The organism is Olsenella porci, from assembly GCF_009695875.1.
In the GTDB taxonomy this organism is placed as follows: domain Bacteria; phylum Actinomycetota; class Coriobacteriia; order Coriobacteriales; family Atopobiaceae; genus Olsenella_H; species Olsenella_H porci.
Window position 1 is genome coordinate 43,102 of the sequence record NZ_VUNC01000003.1, and the last position, 11,764, is coordinate 54,865.

General features: G+C 60.2%; 11 protein-coding genes and 1 tRNA gene. 9 read left to right on the forward strand and 3 right to left on the reverse strand.

The annotated features are described in order from the left end of the window. The first annotated feature begins 38 nt into the window (after positions 1–38). The 7 genes from frlC to FYJ68_RS04800 all read left to right on the forward strand — a co-directional run bounded on the left by frlC (position 39) and on the right by FYJ68_RS04800 (position 6,505). Positions 39–866, forward strand: coding sequence for a fructoselysine 3-epimerase (frlC, locus tag FYJ68_RS04770; protein WP_154434538.1), 828 nt, complete (start codon positions 39–41; stop codon positions 864–866). Between the two features lie 14 nt (positions 867–880). Then, positions 881–1,732, forward strand: coding sequence for an amidohydrolase family protein (locus tag FYJ68_RS04775; RefSeq protein WP_154434540.1), 852 nt, complete (start codon positions 881–883; stop codon positions 1,730–1,732). A gap of 8 nt (positions 1,733–1,740) precedes the next feature. Beyond that, a complete protein-coding gene (locus tag FYJ68_RS04780) occupies positions 1,741–2,169 on the forward strand; it encodes a secondary thiamine-phosphate synthase enzyme YjbQ (RefSeq protein WP_154434542.1) in 429 nt (142 codons plus the stop codon). 223 nt (positions 2,170–2,392) lie between these two features. Then, a complete protein-coding gene (locus FYJ68_RS04785; protein ID WP_154434544.1) occupies positions 2,393–3,127 on the forward strand; it encodes a GntR family transcriptional regulator in 735 nt (244 codons plus the stop codon). Beyond that, positions 3,120–3,845, forward strand: coding sequence for a GntR family transcriptional regulator (locus FYJ68_RS04790; RefSeq protein WP_154434546.1), 726 nt, complete (start codon positions 3,120–3,122; stop codon positions 3,843–3,845). The genes FYJ68_RS04785 and FYJ68_RS04790 overlap by 8 nt, the downstream gene beginning before the upstream one ends. 243 nt (positions 3,846–4,088) lie before the next feature. After that, positions 4,089–5,615, forward strand: a complete 1,527-nt coding sequence (locus tag FYJ68_RS04795) for an FGGY-family carbohydrate kinase (protein ID WP_229772033.1) — start codon at positions 4,089–4,091, stop codon at positions 5,613–5,615. 59 nt (positions 5,616–5,674) lie between these two features. Beyond that, positions 5,675–6,505, forward strand: coding sequence for a BtpA/SgcQ family protein (locus FYJ68_RS04800; protein WP_326832230.1), 831 nt, complete (start codon positions 5,675–5,677; stop codon positions 6,503–6,505). 384 nt (positions 6,506–6,889) lie between these two features. Here FYJ68_RS04800 and FYJ68_RS04805 read toward each other — a convergent pair. Beyond that, positions 6,890–6,965: transfer RNA gene (locus FYJ68_RS04805), tRNA-Thr, on the reverse strand. Between the two features lie 158 nt (positions 6,966–7,123). On the opposite strand from FYJ68_RS04805, the gene FYJ68_RS04810 reads away from it, so the two are divergent. Then, on the forward strand, positions 7,124–7,744 hold the full coding sequence (locus tag FYJ68_RS04810; protein WP_154434548.1) for a flavodoxin family protein: 621 nt from the start codon (positions 7,124–7,126) through the stop codon (positions 7,742–7,744). Between the two features lie 222 nt (positions 7,745–7,966). Here the strand turns inward: FYJ68_RS04810 and FYJ68_RS04815 are convergent, their stop codons facing one another. Then, positions 7,967–8,788 carry a Cof-type HAD-IIB family hydrolase gene (locus tag FYJ68_RS04815; protein ID WP_154434550.1) on the reverse strand — a complete coding sequence of 274 codons (822 nt, stop codon included), beginning with the start codon at positions 8,786–8,788 and terminating at the stop codon, positions 7,967–7,969. A gap of 198 nt (positions 8,789–8,986) precedes the next feature. Between FYJ68_RS04815 and FYJ68_RS04820 the strand changes: the two genes are divergently transcribed. Continuing rightward, positions 8,987–9,982: a 3-hydroxyacyl-CoA dehydrogenase gene (locus tag FYJ68_RS04820; RefSeq protein ID WP_154434552.1), complete on the forward strand. Its 996-nt coding sequence runs from the start codon at positions 8,987–8,989 to the stop codon at positions 9,980–9,982. 165 nt (positions 9,983–10,147) lie between these two features. Here the strand turns inward: FYJ68_RS04820 and FYJ68_RS04825 are convergent, their stop codons facing one another. Then, positions 10,148–11,374 carry a DUF349 domain-containing protein gene (locus FYJ68_RS04825; RefSeq protein WP_154434554.1) on the reverse strand — a complete coding sequence of 409 codons (1,227 nt, stop codon included), beginning with the start codon at positions 11,372–11,374 and terminating at the stop codon, positions 10,148–10,150. Positions 11,375–11,764 lie beyond the last annotated feature (390 nt).

Genomic DNA, 11,764 nt, shown 5'->3' on the forward strand with positions numbered 1-11,764 from the left:
GGGGCAGTTGTTGGTCAAAGGCGAGATGGGAGAAGACAATGTTCAAGATCGGAATGTTCACCTCGGGATATCAGCGCAACAACCTCGAAGACATGTTCGTTGACGCCGCACGCTTTGGCTATGACTACATCGAGCTGTGGGGCGGCCGTCCGCATGCCTACGCGCCAGACCTTGCCGCCGGCGACATCGATGAGATAATTCGGCTTCGGGATAAGTACGGCGTCCCAATCACGGGGTACTGCCCCGAGCACAACGCCTATCCGTACAACTTCATGATTGGGTCTGAGCGCCAGCGCGAGGATGCGGTTCGCTACCTCAAGGTCTGTCTTGACCAGGCGGTAAGGTTGGGGTCAGACTTCATGCTCGTCTCGCCTGCCCACGCTGGCTACGACACGACGTACGCCCAGATGCGCGATCGGCTGTACAGGACGATAGAGGAGCTTGCCGCGTATGCCCGAAACGTTGGGGTGAAGCTGGTGGTAGAGCCGCTCACTCCCGAGGAGTCCAATTGCTTCAACAGCGCAAACGACCTGTTGGAGCTCTTCGAGCACGTTGACAACGACTATCTGTACGGGATGATGGACATTGTTCCCCCCTATCTTCAGCAGGAGCAGATGATGAGCTACTTCACCCTCCTGGGCGACAAGCTGTATCACCTGCACATCCCAGACTCCAATGGAGCGGATGCGACGCACCTCGTTCCCGGCGAGGGGGTCATGCCCTACAGGGAGCTCATGCAGGAGATCCGCGACCTTCCGTATGAGCGCACGGCAACCATCGAGCTCGTGACAAACTACATCAACGAGCCGCGCCTGTATGCAAAGCGCGCCATCAATAACGTTCGCGCCATGCTTGCCGAAGAGTAGGTCGGAGCCACCACATGTTTATCGACATACATGTTCACCCTGCATTCTATGAGCCAATCAACGATGATCCCATGCGCGAGGACATGCGTCATGAGGTGCTTGATATCCACTTAAATGGAGTCGCCAAGCTCGAGCACGTACGAAACCAGATGAGGCTGGCAGGGTTGGACAAGCTTTGCCTCCTCCCTCAGGACTACCTCACGGAGGAGGGGGAGGTCCCGGTAACAAACGAAGAGATAAAGAAGCTTGTTGACCTGATGCCTGATCAGTTCATCGGCTTTGCGTCTGTTGACCCGCACGATCCCGAGGCGGCCGAAAAGCTCGACCATGCCTTAGGTTTCCTTGGGCTGAGCGGGCTCAACCTCCATCCCGGTAGGCAGCGCTTCTACCCGATGGATGAGTGCGTGCAACCTCTCTATGACATATGCGAGACCTACAACAAGCCAGTGATGTTCCATGCCGGGATGTCATGGGAGCCTCATACGCTTGCCAAGTACGGAAGGCCGATCGAGTTCGAGGAGCTGGCAGAGACGAGGCCGGGACTGCGCTTTTGCCTCGGTCACTTTGCCTGGCCGTGGCTCGAGGAGGCTGCGATGCTCATGGTGAAGCACAAGAACGTGTATGCGGACACCGCCGCCCTGTACTTTGATTGCGCGAGGGAATTCTACTCGCGTCTCTTCACTAGGGAGCTCGAGGTGACCTGGATTGACAGGAGCCTGAGGCACCAGGTCATGTTTGGGAGCGACAACCCCCGGTTTGAGCAGATCAGAATGGCGCATGCCCTCGAAGGCCTTGGCTTGAGAGACAGTACCGTCGAGCTTATCAAGGGGAAGAACGCACTCGAATTCCTCAATGGTTTGGAGTAGTGGGTGAGATGGTTTACGAGGAGAAGTTCACTCTCTTAACGAGAGAGTACAACCAGTACATCGTGGTGACCAAGATGGTTGAACGTGCTGTTCGCGACAGCGGCGTACAGAACGGGATGGTTACGGTCATCTCTAAGCACACGACCGCTGGCGTTACCACTAACGAGTCCCTGGAGTGCCTCGAGAGCGATATCGATGTGTTCCTCAAGCGGCTTGTTCCGGAGGATTACCCGTATTCGCATGCCAGGATGTTGGCTGACTATGGCTCCACCGCGGGAAACCCAACGGGGCATCTCAAGGCTATGCTGGTTGGGAACCATGCGCACTTTATGGTTCGTGACGGGGAGATAGAACGAGGCGGTGCCCAGGAGGTCTACTTCTGCGAGTTTGACGGACCGTCCGAGAGGACCTTCATCGTTCAGGTCATGGGAGAATGATGGGAGTGGCCAATTAGAAGAGAAGGATACCCCTTGCTCGAATAGAGTCCCGCCAGACGGTGTTTTTTAATTGCACAACCTCTTGTCACCCATATCGTCAGAAATATGGTTTGAACTATACTGAGGATATGGAACCATGATTCATGGCCCTTGAGGCGTCGTACAGCAAGGCATTGAATTTGGGAAATCTAAGGGACACGATTTCGAGCGGACAGAGTTTCAGATGAGTTCAAGAGAGAAGATTGCTGAACTTATCCAATCTTTCATCATTGAGAACAAGCTCCAGCCAGGGGACAGGCTTCCATCGGAGCGTGAGCTGTGCGAAATCTGGGGCGTCAATAGGATGACGCTCCGAAACGCAATCAAACGCCTCGAGGACCTCGGCGTTCTAGAGAGCAAGGTTGGGCTTGGCACGTTCGTCGCCAAGCCCAGGATTGTCCGAAACCTACAGGATACGCTGGGGTTCTCTGATGCCGTCCATGCAGCGGGTGGGGAGCTGACGCGAGAGGTGGTCTTCTGCAAGCTCGTTGAGGCTAACAAATTTGCGGTCAAGCACCTTCACGTCATGCTCGCCTCGCCCGTTCTCGCCCTGACTCGTGTCGGTAGCGTCAACGGTGAGAAGGCGGCGATGGAGAGCGTTTTGGTCAATGCTCGAAATTGCGAGGGGATAGAAGAGCATGACTATTCGAAGGAGTCCCTGTACGGTGTGCTCAGGGACTCCTACGGGATTATCGCTGACCACGGGTCGGAGAAAATCGATGTTACCTCCCTCTCCGAGGATGAGGCGGACCTGCTTGGGTATCCGGTGGGTACCGCCGCGTTCTTTCAGGAGGGGCTGATGCTCAACCAGGAGGGAAACCCCCTGGAGTACTTCATGAACGTGATACTACCCAAGAGAATCATCCTCGGCTCAGAGATGAGGCCATTTGCGGGCATGGGGGAATTTGACAATGCATGAGATTGACGAGAACTCACCAATATTCATGCAGCTGCGCGAGGTGGTGCGAGAGCGCATCACGACGGGGGAGTATGCTCCCGGAGTCGCGATTCCCTCGGAGAACGCGCTTGCCCAGACGTATGGAATCAATCGCCTCACCGTGAGGAGCGCCCTGGATGGGCTTGTGAAGGAGGGGCTTCTCAAGCGGATCCAGGGGAAGGGCGTCTTTGTCGTTGGTAAGCGCATCGAGCGAAACCTCGACTACCTAACCGGCTTCCACAAGGCCATCGAGGGGGGCATGTCAAACCCCTATGTCAAGATTCTCGAGAAGGAGAGGAGACGCGCCGGCTATCTCTATGCCCATGAACTTGGGATTTCCCCCGATGATGACGTCTTCTTCATCAAGAGGCTTTGCTATGCCGACGGGAAGCCCATTTCCCTTGAGTCCGTATATGTCCCATGCGAGCTCTTCCCAAACCTCATGGACGTCGACCTCGAGGTGTTCTCGCTCCAAGATGTGTACGGCTTCTACGGGTCGTCTCCTGATCGTGCGTGGCAGACGCTGGATATCGTCTCTGCTGAACCGAAGATGGCACGCATGCTCGAGCTTGGGGAGAACAGGAACGTGCTCCTCTTTACCTGCTACACCTATCGGGCTGATGGCAGGACGATTGAGTACATGCAGTCCTACAACAGGAGTGACTCCTGCTTCTTTACGGTCAAGGTGACGAACGGCTAGGGTCGGGCGGCTCTTCTTAGATTGCGAGACCGGCCACATGAATAGGTGACAAGCTCTCGCTCGTCATCCGTCGGGCAGACCATTTCTATCCAGGGTTTTGCCGCTTGCGGCTTCTTTTGATACTGCGCAGGCCGCTAGTCTGGCCTTGCCTACCGCTAACGCGCGAGGCAAGGCGCATCTCAATCTTGCTGGTATAAAATTAAATAGAAGTTATATAATCCATCACTCATAGAGAGAGGGTGCATGATGGCTGGCTGTTATTTCATGGGCATCGATACGGGGACATTCGCTAGCAAAGGCGTCATCATCGATGCTGACGCCAACGTTATTGCCGAGAGCTCGGCGGAACACGGCATGGAGAATCCAAAGCCGGGTTATTACGAGCATGACGCCGAGGCGGTCTGGTGGCATGACTTCTGCCAGATAAGCAACGACCTCATTGCCAAGAGCGGAATAGACCCGAAGGACATAAAGGGGGTCGCGGCAAGTGCGCTGGGCGCCGATTGCCTGCCGGTGGACGAGGAATGCAGGCCACTGCGCAAGGCAATTCTCTACGGGATTGACGCGCGCGCGCTTGACCAGTGTCACGAGCTGACGGAGATGTATGGGGAGAGCCAAATCAAGGAATGGTTTGGCCGTCCCCTCGGCTCCTCTGACGTGATGCCGAAGATCCTTTGGATCAAGGAGAACGAACCTGAGGTATATGCCAAGACCCACAAGTTCCTCACGGGGTCCAGTTACATCACCGCAAAGCTGACGGGGGAGTATTACGTCGACAAGTTCCTCGGCCTCGCAAGCTTCAACCCCCTCTACAGGGAGGACGGTACTCCTGACCCGGACCTCTGCAAGCCGATCTGTCGTCCCGAACAGTTGGCAAGCGTTGGGGAAACGACCGATATCGCCGGCTGCGTCACCCCCCAGGCAGCACAGGAGACCGGGCTTGCCGTTGGCACGCCAGTGACGGTTGGAACGGATGACTCCGGAGCCGAGGGCATCTCGTGCGGCATCGGCAGGCTTGGCGATCTGATGCTGCAGTTTGGTTCCTCAATCTATATGTTCCTAGTCACCGACCACCTCGTCAACGACGACAGGATCTGGCGCGAGCGCTTCATCATCCCTGGGACGTTTGACGTCTCGGCTGGCACTAACACCGCCGGTACGCTGACCCGCTGGCTGCGTGACAACGTCTTTGCCGATCTTAAGAAGGCTGGCGAGGATGGGGGCAAGAACGCCTATGCCGCCATGGCGGAAGAGGCGAGCGACGTGCCCTTGGGTAGCGATGGCCTGATCTGCCTTCCGTACTTCGCAGGGGAACGCACGCCCATCAACGACCCATACGCGAGCGGGGTCTACTTTGGGCTCAGGACTTCACACACCCGTGCGCATCTCTATCGGGCGGGACTCGAGGGGGTTGCCTTCTCCATCAATCAGCACTTCAAGATCTTCGAGGAGGACGGTGCTCCCATCTCTCGCGTCATGGCAGCGGGCGGTGGCACCAAGAACCCGCTATGGATGCAGATCGTAGCCGACGTCACCGGCAAGGAGATCTCGGTTCCCTCGATTGGGATTGGCGCAAGTTACGGTGACGCGATGATGGCAGCCGTTGGGACTGGCGCATGGAGCGGGTTTGGCGAGCTGGCGAGCAAGGTTCGGCCGGGAGTCACCTACAAACCGGATATGGAGAACCACGAGAGGTACGAGAGGTACCAGAGGGTCTTTGACGCGCTGTATCCCGCGACAAAGGAACTGATGCATGAGCTCAATTGCTAGGCAGGCTCGGATGCCTTGCGAGCGAATCAGCGGCGAGATGATGATCAAGGAGGTCTGTCGTGTGGATTAATGAGATGTTTGGGACCAAGAAGCCAATAATTGCCATGCTTCATCTGGATCCGCTACCAGGGGACCCTAGGTTTGGGCATGACGGGGGTGGACTTTCGGATGCCGTCGAGCATGCAAAGAGGGACCTCGACGCGCTCCAGGAGGGGGGCGTTGATGGCGTAATTGTCTCGAACGAGTTCTCTCTTCCGTATCAGCGGCACATGGACTTCGTAACGCCTGCCTCCATGGCATACATAGTCGGCCAGCTGAAGTCGCAGCTTTCTGTCCCGTTTGGCGTGGACGCAATATCAGATGGTCTTGCCTGCATCGAGCTTGCTGCCGCCTGCGAGGCAAACTTCGTTCGCGGGACGTTTTCGGGGGTCTATGTGGGCGATGGCGGACTCTACAACAACGATTTCTCCATGCTGATGAGGAGGAAGGCGGCGCTGCATCTCGATGACCTAAAGATGCTCTATTTCATCAATCCCGAGTCAGACAGGAATCTCGATACGAGGGAGCTTTCAGAGATTGCCTCGTCAACGATCTTTAAGGTTCACCCGGATGGGCTCTGCGTGTCCGCCACCGCGGCGGGATCTGACGTTAACACGGGATTGATAGCTTCGGTCAAGAAGAAGAATCCCGAGGTAGCCGTCCTCGTGAACACGGGATGCCGCCCCGACACGATTCGCGAGAAGCTCTCCGTCTGTGACGCGGCAGTTGTTGGGACGTACTTTAAGGAGGGGGGCCTCCTTGAGGATGAGAATCTCAACAATGTTCGCGTGGACGTGAACCGAGTCAGGGAGTTCATGAAAGTGGTTCGTGACGTTCGTAGCGAAATGTAGCCGTGGGCAATTATGAGCTGGGGGTCGCCGGACCGAAGATGGTCCAGCGGCCCCCATTTTTGCTAACGGCAGGCAATAACGAGGCCCGGTCTCCTTCGTGGTGTGTTCTGCCAAATATAGCTTGACGCGATTATGGATTCCTTAACCGCGTCAAGTTTTTCGGATCGGGTCTCGTAAGAATCGGCGCGTTTACACGCTCCCTAACCGCGTCAAATCTTATGGAATGGGGTCCGCTCGACTCTCGTGGGCGGTTCACACCTCTGTTGAAGGAGAGGGGGCTGCTGAAGGCGAGTGATTGCCAAGCTCGTAGACTAAACGCCGAATCTGATACTTAGCATGCAAAAAGGTCACGGGCAAACAATGCCCGTGACCTGCGAATTTCCATGGAGCCAGCTATCAGACTCGAACTGATGACCCCCGCTTTACGAGAGCGGTGCTCTACCAACTGAGCTAAGCTGGCCTCCTATGTGGCTGCATCGCTGCAGCAGATAGTACTATACGGGAACCGCCGAGGTTTTCAAGCGGCAATCTGAGCAATCACGGCATTGACGTTACGTGAGGGGCATGTTCTATGCTTCTTGTGCACAACTAGGCACCACGGGAGGGGAGAGGCACACCATGAAGGTCCTGATGCTCAACGGAAGCCCGCGTCCCAAGGGTAACACTGCGTTTGCGCTCGCCCAGATGGAGGAGGTCTTTGCACAGGAGGGGGTGCAGACCGAGACCATCCTGGTAGGCAACAAGGACATCCGTGGCTGCATCGCATGTGATCGCTGCGCCACCCTTGGCCGCTGCGTGTTTGCCGATCTCGTGAATGAGGTGGCCATCAAGCTGAAGGATGCCGATGGGCTCGTCGTCGCGTCTCCCGTCTACTACGCCAGCGCCAACGGCACCCTGATCGCGTTGCTCGACCGCCTGTTTTACAGTGCCCACTTTGACATGCGCATGAAGGTCGGTGCCAGCGTCGTGTGCGCTCGCCGCAGCGGCACCACGGCAACGTTCGACGAACTCAACAAGTACTTCACCATCAGCGGCATGCCCATCGCGTCGAGTCGGTACTGGAACAACATCCACGGCATGGATGCTGGCGAGGCGACTCAGGACGGCGAGGGCATTGCGACCATGCGCGAACTCGCTCGTAACATGACCTTCCTCATGCGCTCCATCGCTCTGGGGCGTGAGAGGTACGGCCTGCCCGAGCGTGAGTCCGCAGACACCTACACCAACTTCGTGAGGTAAGGACGCAAGCCACGCCTGCCGCCGTCTCGTCTGCCGCCCCGGTTGTCTTCGCGTCCGGGGCGGCGGCTCGTTTGTGTGCCGCCGCCACCCAGGGGAGAGGCGCGTCTCCCACGGAGTCGGCCTCCGTCACACGGGGGAGTGGTCCCTCTGCAGCGGAGCCGTCAATAGTCGTGCGGGCCCGCCTCACGCGGTGTCGCCACACGTCCATGGGAGAGACGCACCCTACGCGCGGTCCAGGATAAGCTTGTGAAGGGCGTGCGCAACGCCGTCGTGGTCATTGTCATTGGTCACCATGCCGGCGTCCCTCCTGATGTCCTCGGGTGCGTTACCCATCACCACCGAAAAGCCCGCGGCCTCGAGCATCCTGAGGTCGTTGTAGTTGTCGCCAAAGGCGATGGTGTCCACCACGTCGATGCCGCGCGCCTCGCACAGCTCGCGTACCGCGACGCCCTTGTTCACCCCGCGTGCGTTGACCTCCACCAACACGTCCGACGACCTGGTCACCGCCAGCTGGGGAAACGCCGCCCGCAGGTCGCGCTCGATGGCGGGGGAGTCCTCCGCCTCGCTCATCAGCAGCAGCTTGCACACAACGTCGTTGGCGTCGAGGTCCTCTGGCCGACCATCGTGTGCAGTGGCTCGCACCAGGTTCTCCTCGCGCCGAACGCGCGGGTCAGTCTCGTCGCGCACGATCCACTGGTCCGCCGTGTACACGTTCCACGTGACGTCGTATCCCCCGCGCTCCAAGAAGCTGACCACGTCGCATGCCATCCGGGGCGAGAAGCCATGATGAGCCAGGACGCGCCGTCGCTCGTCCAGCAGCAGGCCACCGCCAAACGCGCTGATGCAGCAGCGCAGGCCGTTGTCGTGCACCAGAGGCTCGATGCCCTGCGGACTCCGCGACGACGAGAGCGTCAGGAGCACACCCCGCTCCACGCACGCCCGCAGCGCCTCTGCCGTCGCGGGTGACATTCTCTTGTCCGACCCAATCAGCGTTCCGTCGATGTCGCTGAAGATCGCCCGCCACGTGTGTTTGCTATCAGCCATCTGTCACGTTCCTCTCGTCGTCTCCTGCCACGATGATACGACCGCGCGGCGCGTGACGTACCCACCAGCGCTGGGGGTGCCGCGACAGAGGGCGCCGCCCCCCAGCGACTGCGACCGCCCACCTACCGCTCGCTTAGATTCCTCCCTTGGCTCGGGTAACGTGGGCGATGTCTGCAGGCTCACGCAAGGAGGTCGTATATGTCGGGAATTCAGAAGGTCGTGGTCGCCGGAGGCGGCGTGCTTGGCTCCCAGATTGCCTTCCAGAGCGCCTACACTGGCCACGACGTCACCATATGGCTGCGCTCGGAGGGCTCCATCGGTCGCTGCCGCCCCAAGCTGGACATGCTGAGGGGTGCCTATCACGAGGCGATTGAGGATATGCGTGGCGCCAAGGGCGAGGACGACCCCGCCTGGTGCGCGGGCATCAGCGACTTTGAGGGCTTTGACGCGGACGCGTGCGACCGCAGGGTGGACCAGGCTTACGAATCTCTGGTGCTGGAGCTCGACCTCGCCAAGGCGGTGAGAGACGCTGACCTGGTGGTGGAGTGCATGGCCGAGGTGGCAGACCAGAAGTCCGCCTTCTTCTCCAAGCTTGCGCCGCTCATGCCGCAGAAGACGATTGTGGTCACCAACTCGTCGTCGCTTCTCCCCTCGCAGTTCACCAAGGTCGTCGGCCGTCCCGACCGGTACCTGGCGCTGCACTTTGCAAACTCCATCTGGAAGCACAACGTGGCCGAGGTCATGGTCCAGGACCAGACCAGCCAAGACTCGTTTGCGGCGGTCACCGAGTTCGCTCGCTCCATCCGCATGATTCCGCTGCCGGTCAAGAAGGAAAAGGCTGGCTACCTGCTCAACTCGCAGCTGATCCCCTGGCTGCTGAGCGGCCTGGACCTATACGCCAACGGCATCAGCGACCCCCGCAGCATCGACATCGCCTGGACCATGGGCACGGGTGCTCCCAAGGGGCCGTTCCAGGTGTTTGACACCGTGGGACTGACCACCGCGTACAACATCGTGGAGCAGTACCAGCGCGTTCCCGGCATCGCCACCCCATTGCTGCGCAAGATGATGCTGCCCTACAACTTCAAGGGCATGGAGAGGGTGCTCAAGGAGTATATCGACGCCGGCAAGCTGGGGCGCAGCGCCGGCGAGGGCTTCTACAAGTACGACAAGAACGGCAACGTGGTGGAGTAGCGGCGCAGGTGGGGGAGAGGTGCCGCCCACGTGGCAGGCGCCCCTCCCGCCGGCTTCCCGTCGCGCGTGCCCCGGGTGGGATGCGTCGCCCGGGCGGCTTGCCTACAAGAAGCGACCCCCGGCCCGTGGATTAGGTCGGGGGTCGCGTGCCATCGCGTCTCTCCCCTAGTCCTTGAGCTGTGACTCCATGTCGCGGACCTCGGCCTCCACTTGGGCGAGCGCCTCCCTGCGGTCGTCCAGGCGCTCCTGCATCTCCTCCACGTGGTCGGTGGCGTAGGCGTGGTTGAGGCGGTCCTGCAGACGGTCGATCTGCTCCTGGAGGTTGGCGATGCGCTGCTTGCGGCGATCGATGGCGTCGCGCGTGCGCTGCAACCACTCCTCGTGGCGCTGGTCGTTGTGGGCGCGCCGCTTGTCCCAGAACTCCTCCTTGGCGGTGGTGAACTCCTTCCACAGGCGGTCACCCAGCTCCTTGCCGGCAAAGCCCGTGGCCTTCCAGTCGCGGTCCAGCTGCTTGGCGCGCTCCGTGGCCTCGTGACCAAAATCGTTGCCCTGCGCGAGCTGCCTGGCCTGGTCGATCAGGCGCTGCTTTGCCTCGGCAGCAGCCTTGCGGGCGGCGTCCAGCGCCTCGTAGTGGGCGTGCTGAGCGTCGAAGAACGGCTTGCGGGCCGCCTGGAACTCCTCCCACAGGCGGTCGTTGTCCGCCTTGGGAGCGACGCCCGCGGCCTTCCACTGGTCCATGAGTTCGCGCATGCGCGCGGACGCCTTGGCCCACTGGTCGCCCGTCCAGTCGGCGGAGGTTGCGGCTGCCAGCGTCGCCTCGTGCACCAGGCGCTCCTTGGTCTCCTTTGCCTTGGCACGCTGCTCGTCGAGCTGGGTAAAGTGCTCGCTCCTGCGGTCGAAGAAGCCCCTGCGCGCTGCGTTGAAGCGCTCCCACAGGCGGTCGTCCTCCTCGCGGTCCCCCGTGCGTCCGGCCGCCTTCCAGTCGTCCATCAGCGTGCGCATGCGCTCGGCGGTCGCGTTCCACTGGTCCGACTTCGCCAGGCGCTCGGCCTCGGCTACTAGCTTCTCCTTTGCGGCCCTTGCCTGCTCGTGGGCGGCGTCGCGCGCCTGGTAGTAGGCCTCGCGGGCGGTCTTGAAGCGGCCCCACAGGGCGTCCTCGCGCGGGTCGTGCCAGCGGCGGATGTCGTTCCACTGCTCCTGCAGCCGACGGAGGTCGCCGGAGCCATGGCGCCAGTCCCTCTCCTCCGCGACCTGCTCAGCCTGGCGGCACAGCTCCTCGCGTCGGTCGAGGTCCTTCTGCAGCTCCTCTTCCGCCTGGGTGGGTGCTGCCGCCTGCTGGGGCGCGTTCTGCTCTGGGGTGTCGTTGGAATCGGTCTGCGGCTGAGTGGTCATGGGGTCTCCCGATGGTGGGGTGCGTGGATGCGTGCGACCCCCATTCTATTGTTAGGCGGCGGTCATGTCGCCCCGCGGCCCGGGGAATGGCACCGGTGGGGTCTGACGGTCGCGCTCGCGCTTGGTTGGGACGTGATGCAGGGGTCTCGAAGGGCTGGGGAAACGGACGGGCTCAACTCCCAAAAGTGCTCACGACGGGCTCTCCTTGCCATAGTTCGAAAACTGATGCGAAGCCGATGCCGCTTCCAAGACCCAAGGAGGGGAGGAGCGCAGTTCAAGGGGAACGACCGCCGAGAGGCACACCCGTCCCCCTCGGGCAATCGGGAGTTCCGTCCCGCTCCGAGGCGGAGGACACGGTTCGTCCGGCTTGCGGACAGCCACAGATGAGCT